The following is a 26,726-nucleotide window of genomic DNA, read 5'->3' on the forward strand; positions in this document are numbered from 1 at the left end:
CCTCGGCTTGCATGCCTTGTTCTATTTCGCGCCTTGCAAAGTTTAAGCTATCGAGCTCGCCAGCTATACTACGCGCTTGGTTTATGTCGGTGCTAAGCAAGCACGCTATACCCAAACTCATGTCGTCTAATCGCCCTGCTGCATTTAAACGCGGCGCAAGTGAAAAGCCAAAGTCGCTTGCGCTTAAGCGGGCAGCATTGCGGTTAGCCACTTCAATAAGCGCGGTAATGCCTGGGCGTGTTTTACCACTGCGAATACGTGCTAAACCTTGGTGTACTAAGGTACGGTTATTTGCATCAAGTGCCACTACATCGGCAACCGTTCCAAGCGCTACAATGTCGAGCAAGTTAGCTAGATTAGGTGGTGGTTGTTGCTCAAAATAACCCAAATCTCGCATTACGCTTCTCAGCGCTATTAATAAGTAAAAAGCAACGCCAACGCCTGCAATAGATTTAGACGGAAAATCACATTCATGTCTATTTGGATTTACTATTGCATCTGCATTTGGCAGCTGCTCACCTTGTAAGTGGTGATCTGTTACCAGCACTTTTATGCCAACCGCTTTTAAAATATCAATACCGGCAATACACGATATGCCGTTATCTACGGTGATCACTAAATCAGGTTTTATTTGTACTATTTGCTCAGCAAGCGCGGGGCTTAAGCCATATCCTAAGCTAAACCTGTCAGGAATTAAGTAATCTAAATGTTTAAAGCCAAACATCTCAAGGCCTTGCATTAATGTTGCAGTGCTTGTTGCGCCATCGGCATCAAAGTCGCCAACTATTAATATTTGGCTTTGCGCTTTTAATGCTTCAATTAATAAGTCGCTGGCTTTGTCGATGTCTTTAAACAATTTGAAGTCGTGAAGCGTAGCTACGCTGTTATTTAGCTCTTCGGCATTGAATACATTGCGGTTAGCATAAATTTGTTTAATTACAGGGTGTAAATTACTCGGCAGATGCGAGTCGTCAACGTTTTCACGCGCAATGATTAGTTTTTTCATGCAGGGTTTTAACTTATTGAGTCGTATTAAAAAGACAAAAAAAGGCCATTAAGGCCTTTTTAATAATAACTAAGCGTTTAATTACGACGCTTTGTTAGCTTCTAATGCTGCTTTTAGTGCTGCTGCTGGCTGGTAACCAGGGATCATTGTACCATCTTCTAAAATAATAGCGGGTGTGCCGCTAATACCAAAGCTTTGACCTAATTGGTAATGCTCTGCAACCGGTGCGCTACAGCCTGCAACTACTTTAGTGCTTGTGCCCGATTTAGCTTCTGTTAGTGCTTCTTGCTGATCGCGTGCACACCATACATTCATTAAATCTGCGTAACCTGAACCTTGTAAGCCACCACGTGGAAACGCTAAGTACTTAACGGTAATACCCGCATCAAGTAAATCGTCTAACTCGCGGTGTAATTTACGACAGTAACCACAGCTAATGTCAGTAAATACAGTAATGCTGTGTTTTTCGTTTGGCGCTTTGTACACAATCATCGATTCTTCGTATTCTTTAAGACCTTCAACACGCACGCCATTTAATGCTTGCTCTGTTAGGTTATTACGATTATTTAAATCAATTAACGTACCTTGCATTAAATATTGACCGTCTGGACTTGCGTAAAGCACGCCCTTATTAGTGATCAATTCTTTTAAACCTGCTACTGGACTTGGATTAATTTGCTTTACAGTTACACCAAGCTCGGCAAATTTAGTAATAATAGGATCATTAGCATCTGGTGTTACAGCAACGCCATTTGCAAATGCACTAATACTTGTGCACAACATGGCACCTGCTAACATTAATTTTTTCATAACTTCTCTCTATCCTAAAAATACTTAATATATTGACCGGCTTAATGATATTTACTTTCAAACTTACGCACGCGGGTGATGCTCTGCGTGTACCGACTTTAACCGTTCATTGGCAACATGGGTATAAATTTGCGTCGTTGATAAATCGCTATGGCCCAACATCATTTGTACCACACGTAAATCTGCCCCATGATTTAATAAGTGCGTAGCAAAAGCATGGCGCATAGTATGGGGCGATAATGGAGACTCAACTGCTGCCAAAATAGCATAGTGTTTAATTCTATGCCAAAAGGTTTGTCGCGCCATGCCTACTCCGCGTTTAGATGGGAACACAAAATCGGTGGCATGTTTTATCATTTGCGCACGACCACCCTTTAAAAATTGCTCAAGCCAATACATGGCCTCTTCACCCAGTGGTACTAACCGCTCTTTATTACCTTTACCTTTTACAAACACCACTGCTTGGCGCAAATTAATTTGCTCCATGCGCAGTCCAACAAGCTCACTTACACGCAAACCCGTTGCATAAAGTAGCTCTAGCATGGCCTTATCGCGCAGTCCCATCGCTTCTTCGGTGTTAGGCGCATTTAATAATGCCTCAACTTCAGCTTCTGAGAGTGTTTTAGGTAACGACTGCCCTGCTTTTGGCTGAGAAATATTTAGCATGGGGGTGTCGCTAATTAGTTTTTCGCGCACAAAGTACTGATAAAAACGTTTTAGCGCACTAATACTACGTGCAGTACTGCGTGGTTTTAAGCCTAAATCGACTCGATGCGCTAAGTAACTTTCAACATCAAGCCCTGTTACCGTCATTAAATTTTCGCCCTTTAAAAATAGGCAAAACTTGTCTAAATCACTGCGATAAGCACTTAATGTGTTTTCGCTTACGCCTTGTTCTAAGTACAGGCTATCTAAAAAGGTTTCTAGGTAGTCGCTATTACTGCTCATACTGCTGTTATTTTCAAAAGAATCGTCAGATAGCGTTGTCACATTATGCTCTCATGCTTTGCTAAGGTATCAATTAAAAATACCTTACGGTAAACTTGAGCCTATCATATCAGGCAATTACACAGTGATAAATACGATGCAAATTGGTTTATTTTTTGGTTCTACTACGTGCTACACCGAAATGGCAGCAGAAAAGATTCGCGACATTATTGGTGCCGATATAGTTACCCTGCACAATATTAAAGACGAGCCACTAAAAAATGCAGAGCAGTACGACTTTATCATCTTTGGTATTTCAACATGGGATTTTGGTGAAATACAAGAAGACTGGGAGTCAAAGTGGGACGACATAGCCGACGTAAACCTAAATGGTAAAACCATTGCTTTATTTGGCATGGGCGATCAACAAGGTTACGGGCAGTGGTTTCAAGATGCGCTAGGCATGCTACACGACGAAATAAATACGCAAACATTTACTCAACTTGGTTTTTGGCCAAACGACAGTAGCTACGAGTTTGAAGCTTCAAAAGCATTGACGCCTGATGGTAAACAGTTTGTAGGACTCGCGCTCGACGAAGACAGTCAATACGAGCTAAGCGACGACCGCATTGCAACATGGGTTGAACAGGTAATGACTGAATACGGCGAAACGCTTTAATTCACTTATAAATACCGAAAAATAAAATAAAAAAGCGCGTAACTATAAAATTAGTTACGCGCTTTTTTATTAATATAAATCAATTTATTGAAACGTCATCACATTGGTTGTTTGTGGGTAGTACCCATCAGCCATAACAATGTACGGTAGTAAATTACTTAACCATTTTTGCTGCACGCTTTGGCTATAATTTAAGTAAAGCTTATCTTCGTGAATATAAAATGCTTCAGGGTCTATCCCTACGGCATTACCCTCATCAGCCATTGCATAAGCGCACCAGCCACCGTATTGCGGTGCATAACGCTTTGGGTTTTCTGCAAATGCCGTTTTATTTTCTTCACTCGAAAAATGCCAGTCAGCACCTAAATAACTAAACGTATATTTGTCGCTGCCTTTAACGGCTTTATTTTGCGTAAAATAAGCAACGCTGTCGTACCCTTTAATAGCCGTGTTATTAAACCAACCCGTATTTACAGCATCATCCTTTGCGCTTGCTCCACCGCTCATTAACAGTGTGCTCAGCATTATTAAAGCAACTATGTACTTAATCATCTTTTTTCCTTTATTATTTACTCAAAATTGAATGCCAATTAAATATAGCTGGCTTAGTGAGTAAGAAAGGCAAAGCGCAAAAATGATTTCAGTTAATACTTAATTATTTAACGTTTAGTAAATAAATAAACAGTAAAACTTACTCTACTTTTAACCAATATTGATTACGGTAAAAAAAGCCAATGTAGCCTCGTACTTCGAGCTTTTTACCTTCATCCTGCGGGGTTAGTTGTAAAGTGTAGGTTTTACCATTTGTTGGGTCGAGTATTTCACCGTCTCCCCAAACGCCATCATCTTGTGCTTTTACACCCGTGATTATAGTCATTCCTAAAATAGGCTGATCTTTTAACTCATCATCGCATTTACTACATATATCATTTTGTTTTGCCGGGTTAAGAATGGTTTCAACTTTGCCGCTTAATACACCGTTGGTTTGGGTAATACGTACATACGACTTAGCTTGGTTTGTATCCTCATCAATCGTTTTCCAAAGCCCTACAGGCGTAATAGCAGCAAACACACCTTGGCTTGCAAAAATGGTGGCAGCTAACGTGCTAAGTAATGCTAATTTATTTAACTTTTTCATTGTGTTGCCTTTTAAATTAAGTGGCCAATGGCTAAATCATATCAGGTGATTTATAAACACACTATTAAAGCGCTGTACATAAAATAAAAAACTAAAAGCAAAAAACCTAAACTAATAATCATTAGTTTAGGTTTAAGGGGCAGTAGCATAAAAAAAAGTTACGTATTACCTCACTTTAAAAACAACATCCCCTATTTTTAGATTTGAATATTCAGGCTCAACTAAAGATAATTCGTTATTATCAATCATGCTTTTAAGGTATCTAATCTCTTCAAGATTTTCGACATTCATATACCTTGATCGCCACTTACCCATGTCGAATAACCAGAAATATGCGGCTATATTTTCATTACTTTCGTCAATCACTATAAAATCGAGTTCATCATCCTTGTTCAAATCCATGCCAATGAAATAGTAAGTATGTTCTTTTAAAGAGTTACGATCGTAAAAATGTTGTTCAGAAAATACTGCCTCTATTAAACCTTGAGGTATTAGCGCTTGTGATGGCCAAAATACACTGCGCTCAATAAAATCACCGACTGTGTGTTCAAGCGTTAAAGCAAACTCATTATTTACATACATCCTATCGATGATAGCGTATTGCTCTGGGTGACTCGTTTCAATTTTCTGTTTTAATAACTGCATAGCTAAATAACCTTGGCGTCCTAAGCTGTACTCAAAATAGTAATAGTCAAACTTTTCTATTGTTACTTTATCTGCATCTAAACGCGCTATTTGGCTGTTTGTAGATAAGCTTTGAAAATTTAATAAAGGGGAGTTAACAGCAAGCATACTAACGAGCACCACCCACCCCATCACAATATTTATTTTGCTAAGCGGCTCTAGCCAATTGTCTCGCTTTGTTATAATTCCAACAAGATAACTAAACGAAAAACACGCCAATAAAAACCAAATCAAAATGCCCCAACAACGATCTACTGTTAGCCCATGCTGCTCTACCCGTAAGTAAATTCCATAGGCAGAAATAACACTATAAACTGGAAGTAACGCAACGCTTATAAAAACGAGTCGGTGCAAGAGCATGTGATAAGGGCGAACTGATGAGTCATCTTTATAAACAGTGTTAACAAAAAACAACGTGAGCACCTGCAGCCACATTACTAATAAACTGCCACTTCCGGTCTCCCATAATTTATTGAGTCCGGTAAAAGGAAGTGTTGCTAAAAAACCGAGAGAAATAACTGATAAAACAGGCAATAAAAACTTAATTAAAGTTTGTAGTAAAAAAGCGATATTATCTTCAATGTTCAAAAGCTTTCTAAATATGATACTCGCAAAGGCAAATGCGAGCGTTAAGGTTGGGATCCAAAACCATTCATCTCTTAGTAGCTCAGAGAAAAAATTTATATCTAAAATATCAAATAAAGCCGCACCTAAATTTAGTATTCCCCAAAAAATAAGTACGAACAGCCAGCATTCTCCAAAAATTATAAAATTACGCCAAGAGAGCTTAAACAAACGACTGTAGCTAACATTTTCTGAACTACCAAATTGTTGAATGTACATAAGGCCTTTAAAGCCAGCTATTAAACTAGTAAAAATAAAAACGGATATTAAATTGCTATTACTTACGTACTCTTGAGGCTCTTGCTGAAAGCCTGCATACGCACCCAGTAAAGATAACAACAAGGAAAAAGGAAGGATTAAAAGTAACGACGTTTTTATATTATTTTTATTAACGGTCATTAGCATTAATAAAGGAAAGCTCATAGAAAATGTAATAAGTGAGACTAACCATGTAGGGCTTGTTGCTGGCCACACATTATTTTCTATACTGCTATATAAAAGGGTAAGAGCAATAGCCTGTACTACGGCAAGTATAATTATAAAGGATTTTGGTAACTGACTATCCATATCTGTTCTCAACAATAGGTTTTAGTCAGTTTGCGTTATTCGTTCCTATTTTACAATTGCTTCACATTTTCAAATAAAATGCTTTGCACAGGGCTATATAATCAGCGGTGTAGGTATTATCTAAGTTTCTAATACACAGAATTGATGTTTCTATATCGCTTTTTACGTAGCTAAATGTCATTAAACTGCGGCTAATATCTTTATTAGGCGTGGCTTTTACTTGGCAGTGAGTATTTAAATAAAGCCCATTTTGAGTAGCAAGCTCTATAAATAATGCGCCTTCAACGCTTGGGAGTATTAAGCTAAAGCGAGAGCGGCTATGGCTTAAATGTTTAAACGCATTAATTAACTCTTCAAAACTTAATCCGTCGGTATGGCGTGCGGCATTACGCGCAGCATTATCGCCTTTTAAACTGTGATTAAAATACGGTGGATTAGAGATAACCACGTCAAATTTAACTTCACTACTAAAGCGTTGAATAGTTTGGTGCGTAATACTTATAGTTGGCCACGGACTATTAGCTACATTTTGTAATGCTTGGGTATAGGCGCTTTCGTCAATTTCTACCGCAGTTATATCAAGCTCATTACTGCGCTGCTTACACATTAGTGCTAGTAAGCCGGTGCCGGTGCCTATATCAAGTAATGACTTTGCGCCGCTTAAATTAGCCCATGCACCAAGCAAAATGCCATCGGTAGAAACTTTCATTGCACAGTGGTCGTGTTCAACTTTAAATTGTTTAAATACAAAACCAGACATTTTTTCACCTTTTCATTCACCAAGCGCAGCATAGCGCGTATAATCAGGGTAATTGTCCCTTATTTTAGACACTCTATGCAATTTTCTGAATTTGATCTTGATAACAAGCTACTCGATGCCATTAATAAAATGGGCTACGAGACGCCAACCAGCATTCAACAACAAGCTATTCCTGAAGCACTACAGGGGCGCGATATTTTAGCATCTGCGCCTACTGGTACAGGTAAAACAGCGGCATTTTTAATTCCGGCTATTCAGTACTTACTGGATTTCCCACGTCGTGACCCTGGTTTTGCGCGCGTACTCGTTATGACCCCAACTCGTGAGCTGGCTTATCAAATTCATGAACAATGTGAACTGCTAGCTAAACGCACACACCTAAAAATTGGTGTAGTAACAGGCGGTATTAACTACGGCACGCATAAAGAAATTTTTGAAAAAAATAATGATATTTTAATCGCCACACCAGGTCGATTAATGGAATACCTAGAAACCGAAAACTTTCATGCTGAACATGTAGAAATGCTTATTATTGATGAAGCAGATCGCATGTTAGACATGGGTTTCAAAAAGGAAATGAGCCGTATTTGTGACGAAGCTAAAAATCGTCGCCAATGTTTTTTATTCTCAGCAACACTTGAAGGTGACAGCGTAGAAAGGTTTGCTGAAAAAACATTAAACGACCCAGCTCTATTAGAAGCCGAATCGTCACGTAAAGAAAAGGCTAAAATTCACCAATGGGTACATTTAGCCGACGATTATCATCACAAACTTGAGTTGTTAGTTAATACGCTAAAAAACCCTGACGTAACTAAAGCGATTGTGTTTGTTAAAACTCGCGAACGCTTAGAAACATTGATTGGCGAACTTACAACTAACGATGTAAAAGCAGCGTGGTTACGCGGCGAAATGCCACAAGACAAACGTATGAAAGCCATGGAAAACTTCCACAGTGGCAAAACAAGCATATTAGTTGCTACCGACGTAGCTGCACGTGGTATTGACGTATCTGACATCAGCCACGTTATTAACTTTGATATGCCGCGTACTGCCGACGTATATGTACACCGTATTGGTCGTACTGGCCGTGCTGGTAAAAAAGGGATAGCAATATCGCTAGTTGAAGCACACGATATTGGTATTTTATATAAAGTAGAGCGCTACGTTGAACAAAAATTAAAACGCCGTGTAATTAGAGGTGTCGAGCCACAGCATAAAGAAGCGAAGCCACCAGCTAAAAAGCGTAAAGATCCAGTAAAAATGAAAGCCAAGAAAAAGGCTAAGGTTAAAAAGAAAAAGTAACCTAAAACATTTTTATACTAAGCCGGCTTTTGTCGGCTTTTTAATGCAAGCTTTATAGCTCTGTCACTTGTACCTGTTACATATGTAACCCAAGCATGTAACTCATACTCATTTAAATGTAATTTTTGCCCACCTGAATTCCCACTTAATAAAATCCCCTTATATTTCATAGTGTTAATATTGGCACCGAAATTGTAACTACAAAGATAACCTAGCCGANATGGAATTTCCATATTGTGGCTGCACTATTCACCGTAATGTAAGGATTAAGTTATGAACCGCTTCAAGTTAACTATCGCTTTAGTATCATTTTGTTGTTTATTTTTATTAGCTTGCGCTACAAAGGTAAGTGCAGCAACCAACATGGCCGTAGTAAGCAGTGTAGCCACTCAACCTAACTTACAACAAGCTATCACCAACACCCTACGAACTAATCCTAACCTAGCGTTAAGTGATATTCGTGTGCAGGTAAAAAATGGTGAAGTAGATTTATATGGTGAAGCACAAACTGGTTTTCAGCGCGCACTAGCTCAAAAGTTTTTAGAAAATATGGATGGCGTAAAAATCATTCGTAATAAAATTAGCGTTATTTAACATATTAGAATAAAACATAAATATGTTGGAAGTTTGTAATTTACGAGCTCATCGGTTGCAAAATGTCTCACCAACTCTAATATTCATTTATGCGCGTGCACTATTTGGCACGCGCTTATTTACGTCTTTTATGGTACGTCCCTGTAACATCCTACCGTAGTTATATCTGTATGATTAGCGTCATTAAATCAAAGATTTCTAAATTAATAGAGTAAGTTAAAGACTAAACTTTTGGGCCTCATCATTTAAACCGTTTGCCATCCTAGACAATTCGCTACTTGACTGTGCAATATCTCTAACTGCCTGCTCGGTCTCTGATATACCCATATTTATGACACCTATATTTCGTGATATTTCATCGATGGTGGTTGCTTGCTGCTCAGAGGCGGTTGCAATTTGAACAACCATATCAAAAATTTCATCTACTGCTTTGCCTACATTACTATTGATTAAGTTTGCTTTCTTAGCTATTTCCTGAACTTGAGTTGTTTGTCCTACATTGTCTGTCATTGCTTGAACAGCTGCGTTACTGGCACTCACAACAGCTTCAATTATCACTTCAACCTCCATTGTAGACTCTTGCGTAGACTTAGCTAAGCTTCGTACTTCATCAGCAACAACAGCAAAACCACGCCCTTGTTCACCAGCTCTAGCTGCTTCAATTGCTGCGTTCAAAGCAAGTAAATTAGTCTGATCAGCTATCTTTTTAATAACGCCTAATACATTCACTATTTTTTCTGAATTATGCTTCAACTCCGTCACTTCATGTGCTGATTTTTTTGTAGCTTCTCCAAGAGAAACAAGTGCGTTGTAAGTACTATCATTATTTTCAGAGCCTTCTCGAGCCATTCTTTGAATATTTTCACATAATAATGATGCACTAGCAGTTGTACTCGCTATCTCTTTTACTGTTTCAGTCATTTCGGTAGTGGCGGCTGCAACTTGTATAGTTTGTGCTTGCTGCTCGGTAACTGCTAAGCTAGTTTGCTCAGTAACTGAGGCAAGCTCTGTTGCTGTACTGCCTTGCTGAACTGCAACGTTAGATAATTCACCAATCATTTTTCTGAGATTTTCTAACATGGTATGCAATGCAACTTGTAGCATGCCTACCTCATCGTGTGAATTAACTTCGATATTACTGCTAAGATCTCCTGCCGCCACTTTTTTAGCAAAAGTGGAAGCTACAATTATTGGAGTCGCTATTTTTCGAGAAAAGAAAACACCAATAAATACAACAACAATTGCAGCTACTATTATAGAAATTACACTAAAAAGCACAGTCTGATGGACTGGTGCAAATGCTTCTGATTCGTCAATTTCACTTAATATAATCCAGCTAAAATCTCCAATCTTTATACTATCGAAGGCAGAAAGTACGTTATTTCCATTATAATCTTTTATTATTTTAGTACCATGTTGAGCATTTAAAGCTAAATTTACAGCCTCTGTATCAGCACCATTCTTTGTTACAGTTCCTGCAAAACTTGCTTTGAGTGAATGCCCTTCTGGGTCAAGATATGAATCAGAACGCATTAGCTTATCTTCTCCAACTAGGTAACTCTCACCAGTTTCTCCCATCCCTTCGCGAACACCCATTATTTGATTAGTCCCTTCACTTGAAAGCTGCAAAGCAACTATTGTATCGCTACCATCAACAGGTATAGCAATAAACGCAGCGGGTTCTCCATTACTTGGTGCATACGGTTTGTAATCAGCAATACTAAAACTTTTAGATTGTTTAACCTCTTTAATTAAATCTCCTAAATTTGAACTCGCATATTTCCCTTTTAATATGTTTGTTTGATAATCAGATTCTCTAGCTTGAGTGTAATAAATAAGCCCATTGTTATTAATTAAAAACACATCGTAATAGTCATACTTCTGTATATATTCTGTAAAAAAGCGATCATAGTTGTCTTCCTCAAGCTGCGGAACAATTAAAGCCAAAAGCTCAATATCTGCCCTTTTTTGATTAAAATAATTTTCGACCTGAGTTTTTTTTATTTGATTAATCGCCTCAAGCGACTGAGATATATTGTATTCGACGCGTGATTTTGATTGTAATGTAGAAATTGTAGTAATTATGAGGGCGGGTATTATCCCTACGAGTAGGAAAATTAATGTTAGCTTAGTTTTTAAACTCCAGTGACTCGTTTGAAAAGCTGAACTTTCTTTCTTGCTTGGCATTTGTATTTACTAAATAAAGAGCAGTTAAGTTAAATCTAGCCTACCAAAAGCTAAAAATGAATTTATTTATTCAAAACCCGAATTTACAGAGGGAAACAAACAAAATAGAAACATAAAACCACTAAAATGCATTTATTATCCAAACACCTCGTTGTTTATGTATTTGTAATGGTTACAAGTTTATTTATTGCGCTCTTATGGGAAAATGATAATTTATACTTATATGAAGGGACTTAACTTTAAAATTAGAAATATCCTTTATTTTATAAAATGTCTAAAAAGCGCGTTTTACTCTGTAAAAACGCGCTGTTGGTAAGTAACTATTTCCCAATGCTTTTGCCTAATGAGCTTTAACTAAATTACTCACTTTGGTTAGAGTCAGTCCCCTCACCACTGTCTTTATTTGATGATTGCTGGCTTATTTTATCGCTTATCATGGCATCGAGTTTTTCGCCGCCTTTAATACCAAAATCTAAAGTACGAATTGGGAATGGAATACTAATATCAGCTTCATCAAGTGCCTGCTTAACGGCAACAACACCTTTGTGGCGTACTGTCATAAAGTCTGGCTCACCTGGGTATTTAATCCAAAACCACACCAGTAAGTTAATGCTGCTGTCGCCAAAACCTTCGGCGTATACTGCGGTTTCATCTTTGCGTATTACAAAGTCAAATTCGTTAATTTTATCGACTATAACGTCTTTTGCTTTTTCTATGTCGTCGCCATACGAAATACCTACGGGTACTTCTATGCGTCTAACACCTAGCGTGGTGTAATTTTTTAGTACGTTTCTAAATAATACTTTGTTTGGTACCAGTATTAACTGCCCATAAAAGCTCTCTATTAGCGTGTTACGTAGGTTTATAGAATGTATTGAACCAAACACATCATCGGTTTCTATTACGTCACCTGTTTTAAATGGCTTACGTACACCCATTGCTATACCTGCAATTAGGTTTTCGGTCATGTCTTGAAACGCAAAACCAATGGCTAAACCCACAATACCCGCACCAGCAAGTAACGAAGTTACGGTGCCTTTTAGCCCAACAAAATCGAGCGCTATAAATAAACCTATACACAACACAATAACTTTAAAAATTGACGCCATTAAGTCGGCAATTTGTGTTGAGTCGAGAGAGCGGCGTAATATGTTTTTCATCAGCTTGCCAGCAAAGCGCGCCAATATTGAAAACACAATTGCGATCAGTATCGCAACTATAAAATTAGGGATATGGCTTATTACAACATCAAACCACCCTCCGAGCTTTTCTTCTATTAGTTTTTCGGCTTCGTCAATTGACGGAATGCTGATCATTTTATTTGCACCTATTTAATTAGTGTTCTCATTAATATTAGATGAGATTGCAAATATAACGCCAACATCAAAAAAGCCATGCAATACATGGCTTTTAAATTTTTTATTTAAGCTTATGAACCTAACTTTGTTCGTCGCGCATAAATACCGGCTCAAGCTCTTTGGCTGTTGCCTCTGGGCTAAAGTAATAACCCGCCACAGTAAACTCTTTAAGTTGGCTTAACTGCGTTACTTTATTTTCGATAATGTAGCGCGCCATCATGCCGCGTGCTTTTTTAGCGTAAAAGCTAATAACTTTATATTGACCGTTTTTACAGTCTTTAAAGTGTGGGGTAATAATTTGTGCATTTAATGCTTTTTTATCTACCGCTTTAAAGTATTCGTTTGAAGCAAGGTTAACTAAATATTGTGCGTCTTGTGCTTTTAATACGTCGTTTAGTTTATTCGCTATGACGCTGCCCCAAAACTCGTATAAGTTTTTGCCACGCGAGTTTTCAAGCTTGGTGCCCATTTCAAGGCGGTAAGCTTGCATTAAATCAAGTGGTTTTAATAAGCCGTATAAACCCGAAAGGATACGTAAGTGGTTTTGTGCGTAATCAAGCTCGCTAGCTTTAAGCGTACTTGCATCTAAACCGCCATATACATCGCCATTAAAGGCAAGTGCGGCTTNGCTTGTTTAGCATTACTTTGTGTAAACGGCTGTGCCCACTCACTAAAGCGTGCTGCGTTAAGCCCAGATAGCTTGTCGCTAATTTTCATTAAACTGCCAATTTGCGCTGGTGTTAGTTCACGGCATACTTTCATGAGCTCTTCGCTGTGCTCTAGTAATTCAGGCTGAGTGAACTTGTCTGTTGCGGGTGGCGTTTCGTAATCAAGATTTTTTGCAGGTGAAATAACAGTGATCATAGTTAGCTATTGACTTGTAATTTATTTAGTGTCAATTTCAACATTAAATGAAACGAAAAGCACGTTTTGTTTAAATAAATCCTCTCTTAATAACCCATGCATTGCCGTTTTTTTATTGATCAGGACATAAGACCTATCAAGCATTGTCACACTGTTGCAGTATGGATTGTATATATTAAGAGTGATTAGATTTTTCTTTTAACTTGCTTGGAATGAGGAAAGCAAATGACTTCAGCTCTACAAAGGCTAAAACAACATTCATCTATTGTGGCCGACACTGGTGATATTGAAGCTATTAAAAAGCATCAACCAGAAGATGCAACTACAAACCCGTCACTTTTATTAAAAGCGAGCGAGATTGAAGCATATAAGCCTTACCTAGATAAAGCTTGGAGCTACGCAAAAGAAACCGAGCAAGAGCCTGCTAAACAACTTGAACTAGCATGTGATTACTTTGCCGTATTACTTGGTAAAGAAATTAGCGAGATTGTACCTGGTTATATTTCTACTGAAGTAGATGCACGCCTTTCGTTTAATACACAAGCTACAATTGATAAAGCACATACCCTACTTAGCCTTTACGAAAAAGAAGGTGTAAGCAAAGACAAAATTTTAATTAAAGTAGCGTCTACATGGGAAGGTATTAAAGCCGCTGAGCAGCTAGAAAAAGAAGGCACTAAATGTAACCTTACTTTATTATTTAGTGATGCCCAAGCCCGTGCTTGTGCTGATGCAAACGTATTTCTAATTTCGCCATTTGTTGGCCGTATTTTAGATTGGCACGTTGCTAACGGTATGGAAAAACCAACCGATCCGCTACAAGATCCAGGTGTTCAGTCTGTACGCAGCATTTTTGAATTTTACAAACGCCATGACTACAAAACAGTTGTGATGGGTGCAAGTTTCCGTAATACAGGCGAAATTATTGCACTTACAGGTTGTGACAAGCTAACTATTAGCCCTAATCTTTTAGAAGATTTAGGTAACCTTGAAGGCGCACAAGAATATTTGCTTGAAAGCGATGTTCCACAAGAGCCAAAACCAGAGCCACTTACAGAAGCACAGTTCCGTTGGTTACATAACCAAGATGCTATGGCTACTGAAAAACTAGCTGAAGGTATTCGCTCTTTTGCTGATGCACAAGAACAACTAGAGGCGCGCTTTAAAGCAATGTAATTTGCTATAATCGTGTTTTAAAAAACGTCGCAATAGCGGCGTTTTTTTATGCCTAAAATACGCTACTCCTCCATATAATCTTTGTATAAACCTTCATCAACTCATCACATCCCCGTAACATAACTGTCACTTTTTTGTTCTATTTTAGTTATGCCTGTGGTATAGGTATTCTTGAGGTCAATAAAATCAATAGGAGAAGTTCATGGATAGCCTAAACGATATATTAGAGATATTAGAAGGACCAGATACAACAAGGAAAACCTCCCAGAAAAATAAAAAAAGAAAATGGCGTGAAATAGAAGCAATAAAAGACAAACAACGCCTACGTAAAGAACTACAAGAACTAGACTACTTTACAGACAGTATTGCGATTGAAGAGCTCGATTTTTAATTCAATACGCCCCAACTAAACAAAAAGGCTTCCGATATATGGAAGCCTTTTTTAATGCGCTGAAAATAGCTGCATGAGATAAATTTATTATTCAGAGCCCAGGTTATTTACACCTGCCAGTTAATCTGTTTTTCATCTTGGGCTAGTAATAGCTCATTCGTTTTTGAAAAATGCTGACAGCCAAAAAAGCCTCTATGCGCCGAAAGCGGCGATGGGTGTGGCCCTTTTAAAATATGATGGCGAGCGCTATCTATGCCTTTACCTTTTTTTTGTGCATGTGCACCCCATAAAATAAATACCACACCTTCGCAGTGTTTATTAATATGCGCTATTACATTATCGGTAAATTGCTCCCATCCTAAATGCTTATGAGAATGCGCTTGCCCTTGCTCAACGGTCAATACTGTATTGAGTAGAAATACACCCTGATCTGCCCAACTTTGCAGGTAACCATGCTCAGGAGTAATAAACCCACTAATATCGGTAGCTAACTCTTTATACATATTTTTAAGCGACGGCGGCAGCTTTTTTACATCAGGCAATACCGAAAAACACAAGCCATGCGCTTGCCCTTCTCCGTGGTATGGGTCTTGTCCTAAAATTACAACGCGGATGTCATTTAGTGCTGTGGCATCAAAAGCGCTAAATACTTGAGGTTCAGGCGGATAAACAGCAACACCTTCATTGCGGCGATTAGCCACAGTCTCTAACGTTTCCTGCATGTAAGATTGCTGTAATTCACTTTCTAAAAATGTAGCCCAATCGCTCATTGTGTACTCTTAATCTGTTTACGTGATGCGTCTATTTTATCACACATATCCGCGAGTCCATCTAGCATCCGCGGAGTAAAACGATGTAATAAATCAGCATTTACGCTAATAAATTGATCATTTTTAACAGCGGGCACTTCTGGCCATTTTTGCCAATTAACAACCGGCTGTGGTGTTTTTGATTTTTCATCAGGGATAATAATAACTTGTGGCTTAGTAACAATGACATTTTCGATACTAATTTGTGGGTAATCTGTAACGCTCTGTGCAAATACATTACTTACATGGCATGTTTCAATCAGTTGGCTTATCCATGTATTTTTACTTACTGTCATCATGGGCTCAGCCCATAACTGATAAAACCCGGTAATATTTTTTTTATCTTGCTGGCTTTTAACAATACCATTTAGCTTATGTTTAAATGCATTTGCCGCTTGCTGGCTTTGCTTAATGTTCCCTGTAAATTCACCAAAAGTAAGTAACTCGTCGGCTACACCAGCGATTGTGGTCGGGTTACTTAAATATACTTTTATGCCAAGGCGCTCTATTTGGGCTAAATCTTCGCTTTGATTTCCGCTTTTCCACGCAATTACTAAATCAGGTTTAAGCGCCAATACTTTTTCAAGCGAGATGCCGTAATAACCCCCTATGCGCTCAATACTTTGGGCTTCACTTGGGTAGTCGGCGTAATCAACCGTGCCCACAATATTATCGCCCGCCCCTATGGCAAATAGATTTTCGACTATATGTGGTGCAAGCGCGATTATTCGCAGTTTTTTAGAATCATTAACCTGCTCTGCAAGTGCACTGCCCGATACACTAAAAAGCAGCAGCCCAATAAAAAACGCTTTAAACATTAGTAATCAAACCCTTCGAGCGCTTTTATGCCTGAGTCGAATGCGTGTTTTACATTACGTACTTCGCTTACGGTGTCGGCAAGGTCGGTTAAAGTACGGTGCGCTGCACGCCCGGTAATAATAACTGACTGCATTGGCGGGNGGCGGTTATTAAGCGCTGTTACTACTTCATCTAAATCAACGTAGCCGTAGGTCACCATATACGTAAGCTCATCGAGTAATACTAAATCAATACTGCTATCAGCAAGCATGCGTTTTGACTCTTGCCATGTTGCTTGCGCGGCTGCGGTATCGGCTTCTTTATTTTGCGTATCCCAGGTAAAACCGGTGTTCATTACAACAAACTCAACACCTGCACCTTGTAATAAATTACGCTCGCCACATTCCCAAGTACCTTTAATATATTGGCAAACGGCTGCTTTTTTACCATGCCCAACACAGCGAGCTACAACGCCAAAACCTGAGGTTGATTTACCTTTACCATTACCCGTAATAACCTGAAAAATACCTTTTACATCTTGTGCTGCAGCAACGCGCGCATCCACTTGTTCTTTTACTTTTTGTTGGCGTTTTTGGTGTTTATCGTTGTTTTGTTCAGTCATTATTGTGCCCTTCATAAATCGAGATAATTTGCTGTATGTTTAAATGCGTTTCACACATGGTTGCTAATCGTTCTAACTGCTGCTCACGGTGAGCGGCAATACCAATTGGGTTAATTGAGGCGCTTGGTTTTACCCATTTTAAAATTTGCGATGTAGCATCGGCTTCATCAAATAAACCATGTAAATAGGTGCCTGCAATGGCGTTATCATAGCTAATAAAGCCATCTGTTTTAAAGCCATTTGGGTGGCTTTTATTAAAGGTTATAAATGGCTTATTAAGCGCTGCACCTTGGCTAATTCCTGCATGTATTTCGTAACCACTACACGGTGTTTGTTGGTTATTTAAAAGTAGTGTAGCGGTTATTTTAGTTAATACTTTTTGTGCTGTCAGCGTGGTTTCAAAGTCGCATAGAGCAAGCCCATTTACTTGCTTTAATGACGATTCAATACCATCGGGATCGTTGAGCGTATTGCCTAGCATTTGCATGCCGCCACAAATGCCAAGTACTTTGCCACCATAGCGTAAGTGGCGTTTAATTTGAGTGTCCCAGCCTTCATTTTTCAAAAAGGTTAAATCGCCCAGCACATTTTTACTGCCTGGGAGAATTATCAGATCAACGTCTGGGATAGTTTGCGTGTGGCGCACATAATTTATATTAATATTGGGGTGCAAACGCAGTGCATCAAAATCAGTATGGTTACTAATGTGTGGTACAAGCAGCACTGCAATATTAATTGTGGCGTTGGTTACATTATTATCAATGGCGACGGTGTCTTCAGCATCAAGCGCAAGATCGTGCAAATAAGGTAATACGCCAAGTACGGGTTTGTTTGTGTATTCTTCAAGCCAATCAAGCCCACCTTGCAGCAAACTTATATCGCCTCGAAAGCGGTTTATAACAAAGCCTTTTATGCGCGCTTGTTCTGACTCGCTTAGCAAAGCAAGTGTACCTACCAAATGTGCAAACACACCGCCTTTGTCGATATCAGCAATTATAATAACAGGGCAATCTACCTCTTCGGCGTAACCCATATTGGCAATATCGTTTTCACGCAGGTTTATTTCAGCAGGACTCCCTGCCCCTTCAACAAGGAGTAAATCAAAGCGTTTAGCTAAGCGGTTATGTGAGGTAATTACCGCATCCATCGCCACTTTTTTATAGTCGTGATATTTGCCCGCTTCCATATTACTAATGGCTTTTCCATGAATAATAACTTGCGCGCCCGTATCGCTATTAGGTTTAAGTAAAATAGGATTAAAGTCTATTTCGGGCTCGACTTTAGCGGCTATTGCTTGCAAGGCTTGCGCACGGCCAATTTCTCCGCCATCTTTTGTTACCGCGCTATTAAGTGCCATATTTTGTGGTTTAAAAGGCGCAACCTTTACCCCTCGCTTAGCAAACACTCTGCAGAGGGCTGCAACTAGGGTGCTTTTACCAGCATCTGATGTAGTGCCTTGAACCATTAAGGTTTTCATGGAATTACACCCTTCGCTTTCTAAAAAATAATAAACTTAAAAAGAACACGCTACCAATAGCAGCGGTAATAACGCCCACAGGCAATTCTTGGTTTTTTAGTAAGGAGCGCGAAAGTACATCAACCCACACCATAAATGTACCGCCCACTAAGCTGGTTACAAGCAATCCCGCGATGGTGCCTTGGGAGATAAAAAAGCGCACAATATGCGGTACCATTAATCCTACAAACCCAATACCACCACACATAGCCACCAGCACAGCGGTAATTAATGAGCTTAAAACTAGCATAAGTATTCTAAAGCGCTGGACCCTGACACCTAATGTAATTGCGCTTTCATCGCCCAGTAACATGGCATTGAGTTGTCTTCTAAAGCTCAGCATTACAAACGTACACAATGTAATTACCAATAAAGGCAACCAAAGCGTAGCCCACTGCGCACGAGCAAAGCTGCCCAGTGTCCAAAATAAAATAGCGGCTACCGCCTGAGGGTCACTCCAATAAAGCAACAAACTGGTAAACGCACTAAATAAAAACGATAGAGCAACGCCAGCTAATAGCATTGATTCTACCTGTGCACTTTGCTGCCTACCTGCAATAAAAATTAATAAACTCATAGCGAGTAAGCTACCTAATAACGCTGCTGCCGATAACATAAAACCTGCACTAATACCTGCTAGCGCCATAAGTAACACCACGCCAAATGAGGCACCCGACGATATACCAAATAAGTAAGGGTCGGCTAGGGGGTTGCGCGTTACCGTTTGCAAAATAAGCCCCGCAATGGCTAAGCCAGAGCCTGCTAAAAAAGCGAGTAATGTACGTGGCATTCTTAGTTCAAAAATAATACGCGTATTAAAAGAGGCATCATTTGAGAGCAAAAAACTATTAAGTACATCTTGTAGTGAGGTATCTGCTGCGCCAAAACTAAGTGCTGCAAATAAGCTAAATAAAGCAGCTGCAGCACTTATAAATAGCGCAAGTGATTGGCGAGTATTAACTGCGCTCATATTATTTGTAACCATAAAAGTAAGTGATATGAGGAATGCTATTTCCCGACTTCGATATTTGCGGGTGGTTATTTACTTGGGCGCAGACACCAAAAACCTCACCTAGCATGTTTTCGGTTAATACCTCACTTGGGGCGCCTGAATGCGTAATTTCACCATTTTTAATAACCACTAGTTCATCGCACATTGCAGAGGCTAAGTTTAAATCATGAAACGATGCAAACACCGTTACACCCAACGATTTAGCAAGCTCCATTACCTGTATTTGGTATTTAACATCTAAATGGCTAGTTGGCTCGTCCATTATTAACAGTTGAGGTTGCTGAACTATGGCGCGGGCTATCAAGGCACGTTGCTTTTCACCGCCTGAGAGTGATTCAAAGCTTTGATCACTATGATCTGCCAACCCTACGGTATTGATAGCTTGAATAACTTTTTGTTTATCAGTGTTAGTTACTGAGCTAAATAGCGATTTATGAGGCGTTAGCCCAAGCGCAATAACATCAAATACGCTTAAGTTAAATTGCGACGGGGTTTCTTGCAAAACAACCGCTACTTTTTTTGCGTACTCATCGCTTTTTAGCTGCCAAATATCTGTGCTGTTAAATTCTACAACGCCATTACTTGGTTTATTAAAACGATATAGACAACGCAATAAGCTCGATTTACCTGCGCCATTGGGACCAATTAAGCCAACAAATTTACCTGTGGTTATTTTAAGGTTTATTTTTTTGAGAATCGTTTTATTGCCAATATCCCACGATACGTTTTTAACGTTTAGCAATGGTGTATTTAATGGCGTTTGAGTGTGCAATAGTCAGTCCTAGGCTAGGTTAAACTCACTAAAAATGCGATAAAAATACTAATGCACTACAAGAAAAAAATGAGTAAACCCGCTCGTTAAAAAAATTCATACCAATTGCATTAAATTAGTGAGCTATTACAGCAACAAATAAATAGCTTAATAACAAGGCGGAAATTATGACATATAGTTGTTATATATGAATAATTTTTAACAAAGTTAGTAAGTTATTTAATTCGCTAGAAAGATCATGTTTTTAATAAAATTGGTATTATACCATTTGTATCTGACTTACAGCTCAGCTGCTTACAGTTGCGGGAACAGTCGAGGACTCGCACCTCATTCCAAATGAAGCTCTATTATGGGCGGCTAAGTAAATAATTTAAAGCAAAAAAAACCGCACTCAAAAGAGCGCGGTTAAAAAGGGAGTGCTTTAACTAGGGCGTGTTGACCTTTGTGGATTTAAATTTGTTCAATCTAGGGGCGATTAAATCGCGGCGCGAGGTTTGTAACCTAGTGGGCTAAGTAAAAACCGAGCAACAAAGAGTAAATCGTCCCTAGAAAGAACCCTGAGGGCAGCGCATGTTTGGTATTTATGCTACGTTATCGCCTATTTATGGGGAATAACACATTTCACAGACTCTGCCTTGCCTAAAAACCAAACACACTGCTGCAAATTCAACCACCAAAGATAAACACGCCCTGCCGTTAAAACTTGTATTCAATACCTAAGCCTACGTAGTCTTGGTCAACGTTGTTGTCCATATCAAAGCTTGAGTAAAAACCAAATATTTTAATGTTTTTATTTAATTTATGATCAAGACCAACTGAAATTGCTGACTTATCGTCGCTGTCGTCAAAGTCCATATCTTGGTATTGCACTTTAAATGTGTTGTTACCCATGCTGTAAGCAGCATTTAGCAAGTAACCATCCGCTTCTACGCTGCCATCTACTGCTTCTTGTGTTTGGTACATTGCGCCCAATTTAAAGTTTTCAACTTTACCCTGGATTGATGCACGCACTACATCGTAGCCATTTACTTCGCTATCGGCTGNCTGCAATAGAGGCGTATACCGCGCTCTTTTTAAGTGCAACGTCACCGTAGGTCACTGCCATTGAGTAACCGTTATCAGCGTCTACATCATCTTCAGCTACAAAAGTAGCAAGTACTTTAAAGCCTTCGTATGAGTTTGATGAATAACTAACTGTATTTCCTAAGCGGTTTTCACCTTTAAATACATTTTTAATGTCGCCTTCAAGGTCGTTAAATAAATCCAACTTGCCTTGAGATTGCTTAAGCGCAGTATCGTTACGACCAATAACTACTTGGCCAAACGCACCTTTTAAACCAACGTATTGGTTACGCGCAGAAATGTTATCGTCGTTATCGCCTTTTGAATCAGCATCAGACACATCAACTTGAAACTCAAACTTATATACCGCTTCTAAACTATCATTTATTTTTTCAGAACCTTTAACACCAAGACGAGATGCATTACTTTTTATTTCAGTAAAAGACCCTTCGCCATCATCTGATGATTGCACTGTTACATTCGCTTTACCGTAAATGTCTACGTCGGCAAGTGCATTAAAAGATAAACCACTTAATAGTGCTAAGCATAAGCTCGATTTTACAAATTTCATGTTATTTCCTTGGATAATCACAAAAGACTAATTTTTAAAACTGCTGCATTTTGTCATCGCTAAATGACAGTAATATTACAATGGAAATATTAATGTCTTTTTTTATTAATAAAAATGCATTAAATGTGAAATCAAAATAACATGAAAGTTTAATAAATGGTCTCTCTTACTTACTTTGCTTTAAAGACAAGCTTGGCGTCATTTGCGAAAGTAAATTAACTAAGGTTTCTATTAGCTCTTTTTGCTCGTTGTCTCTGTGGTATGCGATAAATACGTCTCTTGAGGTGTTTTCTACCCCTTTAACATGAAACAACTCTCCTTTTTCTAAATGTCCTTCAACCAATACTTGAGGTATAAATGCACTACCACCACATTGCAGTATTAAATCAAGTGCAATACGTCCTGTGCTAGTTCTAAAGTAAGGTGGCGTTTTTCCTGTAAACTGGCGTGCATGCCAAAGAGAAAAAGTAGTTCCCCAATCAACATACACATATTGATTATCAAAAAAGTTTTCGTTCGTTGCTGTGTCATATCCGCTTACAGGAATGATTGGCAACTCACAAATTCGCTCTACTACTAACTCGTCTACTTTTGGTGGATCAAACAATATTGCTAAATCGAGCGTACGCTCTAATAATAGTCGAGTGCTTTCTTGTTGTGCTTTAACTTCTGCAACCAACGACACGCCCGGCATCGCCGATACAATATTTGTTATACCAAACTGTAAAAAAGCATCCCAAATATTAGGCGTTCCTGCTAAGCTAATTTGCTTATGCATATTATCGGCAAGCGCAACATCTACTTTGGCGCGCTGCATACCTGTAATAATCATTTGCGCGTGCGGTAATAAGCGCTCGCCTGGTGCGGTAAGTTGAATATTGTTGCGCTGACGTATAAATAAATTAACACCAAGCCCTTGCTCTAATTGGCGAATTCTAAAGCTCACTGCAGACTGCGTAATATAAAGGTTTTCGGCCGCTTTACCAAAGTGACGCGTACGCACTACTTCAACGAATGTTTTTAATAAATCGATATCCAATTTTTTATCCTCACGATAAAAATAATTTGTTTAATAAATTGCCAAACTTGCATCATACTCCAGCTAATTAATAGGGTATGAGGATAAAGCTATGAGCAATAACATTTCATTACTACGCCAAGCATTTGTTAGCCAACGTCAATTTTATGATGATCAGAATTTTCCACGTGGCTTTAGCCGCAGCGGAAACTTCACCTTATTAGAAGCCAGTATATTAGAACAACACGGTGTTGTTTTAAGAGGCTTATATAGCAAAACAATTGAGCCGCAAAACGAACATCAAGAACAGTTTGTAGCAGTAGTCACTGGCTCACAAGAACCTACTAACCCAATCGAACGAGCTTGGGTAAAATACTTAAAGCTAACGACCTGTAAAACTAAATTTCATACTTTATTTGGCCGTTCAAAAATGTCAGGGCCAGCACCAATTAGCCAAGAGTATTATTCAGAAGCGGATAACCTGTAAGTACTTAAGTTATTTGCTTTTTTGCGTTTTAACAGTTACAACTTGTATAAGCAAATATTTTTGCAAAATATAAACAAGGTGTTACGTGACGCGAAAAATACTAATAGTTGAAGATACACCTGCAATGGCGCGAGTGCAAAAGCACATCGCGCTTAAAGCAGGTTATGAAGTTGATATAGCTGAGTCATTAGCACAAACAAAAGAGCTTATAAGTAAAAATAGCTACTTTTGTGCTGTAGTCGACTTTATATTACCTGATGCCCCATCAGGTGAAGCAGTACCGTGTACTGTTAAGGCTGACATTCCAACTATTGTAATGACGGGTAATATTGATAAACAAACCCGCGATACAGTCGAAAAATATCCAATCATTGATTACATCATTAAAGAAAACAAACAAGCGTATCAATACCTCGAAAGACAATTACTTAGATTAACTCGCAACGAAAATGTAAAAGTGCTTGTTGTTGATGATTCTGCATCTACACGTACTTACATTTGCAGCTTGCTTGCACGTCATAAATATCAAATTCTACAAGCCGAAGACGGTATAGAAGCACTAGCCGCGCTTGAAGCCTCACCTGATATATCTGTAATTATTACTGATAACGAAATGCCAAACATGAATGGTGATGAACTATGCACTGAAATTCGTCGTTTATATGACAACGATGAAAAAGTGATTATTGGTGTTTCTGCCGCAGACTCGTCTGATTTATCAACGTTGTTTTTAAAAAATGGTGCAAACGACTACCTTCGTAAACCTTTTAATAATGAAGAGTTTTATTGTCGTCTAAGCCAAAACGTCGATATGTTAGAGCTTATGGCCACAATAAAACGGCAAGCTAACACTGATTATTTAACTAATTTACCTAATCGCCGTTACTTTTTTGAAGAAACCAATAAGTCACTTAAAAAGATTAAAAGTAAGCAAGGTTCAGGATCCTTAGCAATGCTTGATATTGATCATTTTAAAGTGATTAATGACACACACGGACATGATGTAGGCGACGAAGTATTAAAAGGGCTTTCTATTTGCTTTAGTAAATATTTTAAAAAGTATTTAGTAGCGCGTTTAGGTGGTGAAGAATTCGCAGTGTACTTTGCCGACACTGATAAACAAGAAGCACTAAAAAGGCTTGAAGGTTTTAGGTATTTTATAGAAATGAATAGCCAAGAATTTAGTAAAGCTAAAATTAAATTTACTATCTCTATTGGCTTCTCAAACGGGCCTGTTTATCAAATTGATGAACTATTAAAACAGGCCGACTTAAAGCTTTACGACGCTAAAGAATCTGGTCGTAATAAAGTAGTTAGTTAACCATTTTATTAGTTAATTATACTTCTGCGGCTGTAATAGCCGCTTTTTTACGTTTACGTGATTGATGATAAGAGTCCCAACTAAAAATAGCTAATGCACTCCAAATACATGCAAACGTTACTACACGCTCCGCATCAAAAATTTCACCGTAAAACACCACTGCTAATATAAACATTAGGCTTGGTCCAATGTACTGAAAAAAGCCAAGTGTAGTGTATTGCAAGCGCTTAGCTGCACCAGTAAAACACAGTAATGGTAATGTAGTTACAATACCGGCACTAATCAGTAATGCATTTGTATGCCAATCGTTGGCTGGTAGGCTTGAAGTTGGTGTCGGCACCATTAACCACCAATAAATGAGTGCAACAGGCAGTAATATAAGTGCTTCAAGTAAAATACCAGGCAGAGCTTCAACAGGTAACTTTTTACGTATTAAACCATAAAGCGCAAACGATATAGCCAATGAAAATGCCACTACCGGAAACGAGCCAAAACTAATTAACTGCAGTACAACACCACTAAAGGCAAGTGCCACTGCTACGCCTTGAAACTTACGCAGGCGTTCACCTAAAAAGAGCATTCCCAGCAATACATTTAAAAGAGGGTTTATGTAATAGCCCAAACTCGCATCAAGCATATGGTTATTATTTATAGCCCATATAAATAAACCCCAGTTAAACCCAAGCAGCGCAGAGGTAATAACAAGCATAAGCAAAAGCTTAGGCTGAACAATGATGCGTTTTACTTTGTCCCAATACTTTAAAACACTTACTACCAGTACTAAAAATACAACCGACCAAACAACCCGATGCATTAAAATTTCAAAGGCAGTAACATGCTGAATTAACTTAAAGTATATTGGCGCAAGACCCCACATAAAAAAAGCAAGACAAGCAAAAATAGCACCTTTACGCTGCTCGGTATCAATCGACATAATAAACACTTAGTGATTTAAAAGGCCGCTAGTTTACTTGCCACGCGCGTTTTATCCAACTAAATACGTACCAGTTCCAAAAGCAATTTGAACAGATTGTTCGTTATGCAATTCCATTCTACACACACATACTTTATTGCCTGAGCGAATAAGTGTGGCACTTGCTATAAAGCTCTCCCCTTTTCCTGGGCGCAAATAATCGGTTCGTAAATCGATAGTGCCAAGGGTTGCTAGCTTTTGCTGTACACTCTTAATGTCTATATCGGTTAGCTTATCAATTACACTCGCTGCCGCGAGCATGCCTCCTACGTTGTCGAGAACGGCTGAAATAACGCCACCATGTAATATTTTTTGCGCAGGGTTTCCTATGAATACGTCTTGCCAAGGAAAACTTATTTTTGCTTGCTCTGGAGTAAGTGACTCAACCGAGATATTTAAAAACTGATTAAATGGCATGCCATTTACAAACAATGCGCCCACTTGTTCAATTAACATTTCTTTATTCATTATTATTCTCTATGTTTAAACTGGTACGATGAGTAAAACATAACTTAAGCAAAACTACGAGGCTCTCGTTAAGTCATTTTAAATAAGCCTGATATTAAAAAGCTATTTCAACACTAGGGTCTGTTGATCTTTCAAGGTTAAATTTGCAGCAGTCTGTTTGGTATTTAGGCAAGGCAGAGCCTATGTAGTGTGGTTATTCCCCATAAATGGGCGATAACGTAGCATTAATG

25 protein-coding genes, 2 pseudogenes and 1 riboswitch are annotated in these 26,726 nt (G+C 38.7%); of the genes and pseudogenes, 7 read left to right on the forward strand and 20 right to left on the reverse strand.

Annotated features, from left to right (window positions below; translation table 11 throughout):
• The 3 genes from L656_RS0109160 to xerD all read right to left on the reverse strand — a co-directional run.
• Window positions 1-1,006: DHH family phosphoesterase (locus tag L656_RS0109160; protein ID WP_024598985.1), on the reverse strand; the 1,006-nt coding region annotated here is incomplete at its 3' end.
• Window positions 1,007-1,087: 81 nt separating this feature from the next.
• A complete protein-coding gene (gene dsbC / locus L656_RS0109165) occupies window positions 1,088-1,816 on the reverse strand; it encodes a bifunctional protein-disulfide isomerase/oxidoreductase DsbC (protein WP_024596174.1) in 729 nt (242 codons plus the stop codon).
• Window positions 1,817-1,879: 63 nt separating this feature from the next.
• Entirely contained in the window at window positions 1,880-2,806 is a 927-nt protein-coding gene (gene xerD / locus L656_RS0109170; protein ID WP_024598986.1) for a site-specific tyrosine recombinase XerD, read from the reverse strand.
• 94 nt (window positions 2,807-2,900) lie between these two features.
• Here xerD and fldB point away from each other — a divergent pair, with 94 nt between their 5' ends.
• Window positions 2,901-3,422, forward strand: a complete 522-nt coding sequence (gene fldB / locus L656_RS0109175; RefSeq protein WP_007583764.1) for a flavodoxin FldB — start codon at window positions 2,901-2,903, stop codon at window positions 3,420-3,422.
• 84 nt (window positions 3,423-3,506) lie between these two features.
• On the opposite strand, the gene L656_RS0109180 is transcribed toward fldB, so the two are convergent.
• From L656_RS0109180 to L656_RS0109195, 4 genes are all read right to left on the reverse strand, one after another.
• The gene (locus tag L656_RS0109180; protein WP_024596175.1) at window positions 3,507-3,974 is read right to left on the reverse strand and encodes a YHS domain-containing (seleno)protein; all 468 of its coding nucleotides are present in this window, start codon (window positions 3,972-3,974) and stop codon (window positions 3,507-3,509) included.
• A gap of 139 nt (window positions 3,975-4,113) precedes the next feature.
• On the reverse strand, window positions 4,114-4,560 hold the full coding sequence (locus L656_RS0109185) for a DUF2147 domain-containing protein (RefSeq protein ID WP_024596176.1): 447 nt from the start codon (window positions 4,558-4,560) through the stop codon (window positions 4,114-4,116).
• Between the two features lie 165 nt (window positions 4,561-4,725).
• Window positions 4,726-6,435, reverse strand: coding sequence for a DUF4153 domain-containing protein (locus L656_RS0109190; RefSeq protein WP_024596177.1), 1,710 nt, complete (start codon window positions 6,433-6,435; stop codon window positions 4,726-4,728).
• A 61-nt stretch (window positions 6,436-6,496) separates the two neighbouring features.
• The gene (locus L656_RS0109195) at window positions 6,497-7,195 is read right to left on the reverse strand and encodes a tRNA1(Val) (adenine(37)-N6)-methyltransferase (protein WP_024596178.1); all 699 of its coding nucleotides are present in this window, start codon (window positions 7,193-7,195) and stop codon (window positions 6,497-6,499) included.
• 75 nt (window positions 7,196-7,270) lie between these two features.
• On the opposite strand from L656_RS0109195, the gene srmB reads away from it, so the two are divergent.
• Window positions 7,271-8,497, forward strand: a complete 1,227-nt coding sequence (gene srmB, locus L656_RS0109200; RefSeq protein ID WP_007376476.1) for an ATP-dependent RNA helicase SrmB — start codon at window positions 7,271-7,273, stop codon at window positions 8,495-8,497.
• Between the two features lie 273 nt (window positions 8,498-8,770).
• A complete protein-coding gene (locus tag L656_RS0109210; protein ID WP_010553266.1) occupies window positions 8,771-9,091 on the forward strand; it encodes a BON domain-containing protein in 321 nt (106 codons plus the stop codon).
• A 216-nt stretch (window positions 9,092-9,307) separates the two neighbouring features.
• Here L656_RS0109210 and L656_RS0109215 read toward each other — a convergent pair whose 3' ends face one another.
• The 3 genes and pseudogenes from L656_RS0109215 to yaaA form a co-directional block, all read right to left on the reverse strand.
• The gene (locus L656_RS0109215; RefSeq protein ID WP_024598988.1) at window positions 9,308-11,278 is read right to left on the reverse strand and encodes a methyl-accepting chemotaxis protein; all 1,971 of its coding nucleotides are present in this window, start codon (window positions 11,276-11,278) and stop codon (window positions 9,308-9,310) included.
• Window positions 11,279-11,637: 359 nt separating this feature from the next.
• On the reverse strand, window positions 11,638-12,594 hold the full coding sequence (locus tag L656_RS0109220; RefSeq protein WP_024598989.1) for a mechanosensitive ion channel family protein: 957 nt from the start codon (window positions 12,592-12,594) through the stop codon (window positions 11,638-11,640).
• 121 nt (window positions 12,595-12,715) lie between these two features.
• Window positions 12,716-13,500: pseudogene (gene yaaA / locus L656_RS01000000122100) on the reverse strand (peroxide stress protein YaaA).
• A gap of 225 nt (window positions 13,501-13,725) precedes the next feature.
• Between yaaA and tal the strand changes: the two are divergent.
• Window positions 13,726-14,676 carry a transaldolase gene (tal, locus tag L656_RS0109230; RefSeq protein ID WP_024598990.1) on the forward strand — a complete coding sequence of 317 codons (951 nt, stop codon included), beginning with the start codon at window positions 13,726-13,728 and terminating at the stop codon, window positions 14,674-14,676.
• 202 nt (window positions 14,677-14,878) lie between these two features.
• Window positions 14,879-15,067: a DUF3545 family protein gene (locus L656_RS0109235; protein ID WP_007583746.1), complete on the forward strand. Its 189-nt coding sequence runs from the start codon at window positions 14,879-14,881 to the stop codon at window positions 15,065-15,067.
• Between the two features lie 107 nt (window positions 15,068-15,174).
• Here the strand turns inward: L656_RS0109235 and ung are convergent, their stop codons facing one another.
• From ung to L656_RS0109275, 8 genes and pseudogenes are all read right to left on the reverse strand, one after another.
• Entirely contained in the window at window positions 15,175-15,837 is a 663-nt protein-coding gene (gene ung, locus L656_RS0109240; RefSeq protein ID WP_024598991.1) for a uracil-DNA glycosylase, read from the reverse strand.
• Complete coding sequence (locus tag L656_RS0109245; protein ID WP_024598992.1) at window positions 15,834-16,694, reverse strand: cobalamin-binding protein; 861 nt, start codon at window positions 16,692-16,694, stop codon at window positions 15,834-15,836. The genes ung and L656_RS0109245 overlap by 4 nt, the downstream gene beginning before the upstream one ends.
• Complete coding sequence (gene cobO / locus L656_RS0109250) at window positions 16,694-17,296, reverse strand: cob(I)yrinic acid a,c-diamide adenosyltransferase (RefSeq protein ID WP_024598993.1); 603 nt, start codon at window positions 17,294-17,296, stop codon at window positions 16,694-16,696. The genes L656_RS0109245 and cobO overlap by 1 nt, the downstream gene beginning before the upstream one ends.
• A complete protein-coding gene (locus L656_RS0109255; protein WP_024598994.1) occupies window positions 17,289-18,773 on the reverse strand; it encodes a cobyric acid synthase in 1,485 nt (494 codons plus the stop codon). Before L656_RS0109255 ends, cobO begins: the two co-directional genes overlap by 8 nt.
• Window positions 18,774-18,777: 4 nt before the next feature.
• Complete coding sequence (locus L656_RS0109260; protein WP_024598995.1) at window positions 18,778-19,782, reverse strand: FecCD family ABC transporter permease; 1,005 nt, start codon at window positions 19,780-19,782, stop codon at window positions 18,778-18,780.
• Between the two features lies 1 nt (window position 19,783).
• The gene (locus L656_RS0109265; protein WP_024598996.1) at window positions 19,784-20,596 is read right to left on the reverse strand and encodes an ABC transporter ATP-binding protein; all 813 of its coding nucleotides are present in this window, start codon (window positions 20,594-20,596) and stop codon (window positions 19,784-19,786) included.
• 248 nt (window positions 20,597-20,844) lie between these two features.
• Window positions 20,845-20,994: riboswitch (cobalamin riboswitch) on the reverse strand.
• Window positions 20,995-21,292: 298 nt separating this feature from the next.
• Window positions 21,293-22,229: pseudogene (locus L656_RS01000000122105) on the reverse strand (porin).
• 166 nt (window positions 22,230-22,395) lie between these two features.
• Window positions 22,396-23,268 (reverse strand): LysR family transcriptional regulator, encoded by an 873-nt coding sequence (locus tag L656_RS0109275; RefSeq protein WP_024598997.1) that lies wholly within the window; start codon window positions 23,266-23,268, stop codon window positions 22,396-22,398.
• 91 nt (window positions 23,269-23,359) lie between these two features.
• Between L656_RS0109275 and L656_RS0109280 the strand changes: the two genes are divergently transcribed.
• Window positions 23,360-23,734: a DUF413 domain-containing protein gene (locus L656_RS0109280; RefSeq protein ID WP_007583734.1), complete on the forward strand. Its 375-nt coding sequence runs from the start codon at window positions 23,360-23,362 to the stop codon at window positions 23,732-23,734.
• A gap of 85 nt (window positions 23,735-23,819) precedes the next feature.
• Window positions 23,820-25,055: a response regulator gene (locus tag L656_RS0109285; RefSeq protein WP_024598998.1), complete on the forward strand. Its 1,236-nt coding sequence runs from the start codon at window positions 23,820-23,822 to the stop codon at window positions 25,053-25,055.
• Between the two features lie 16 nt (window positions 25,056-25,071).
• Here L656_RS0109285 and rarD read toward each other — a convergent pair whose 3' ends face one another.
• Window positions 25,072-25,989, reverse strand: coding sequence for an EamA family transporter RarD (rarD, locus tag L656_RS0109290; RefSeq protein ID WP_024598999.1), 918 nt, complete (start codon window positions 25,987-25,989; stop codon window positions 25,072-25,074).
• A 51-nt stretch (window positions 25,990-26,040) separates the two neighbouring features.
• Window positions 26,041-26,496, reverse strand: coding sequence for a thioesterase family protein (locus L656_RS0109295; RefSeq protein WP_024599000.1), 456 nt, complete (start codon window positions 26,494-26,496; stop codon window positions 26,041-26,043).
• Window positions 26,497-26,726: the final 230 nt, after the last annotated feature.

The sequence above is a fragment of the Pseudoalteromonas sp. TAE56 genome (assembly GCF_000497955.1).
Taxonomy (GTDB): domain Bacteria; phylum Pseudomonadota; class Gammaproteobacteria; order Enterobacterales; family Alteromonadaceae; genus Pseudoalteromonas.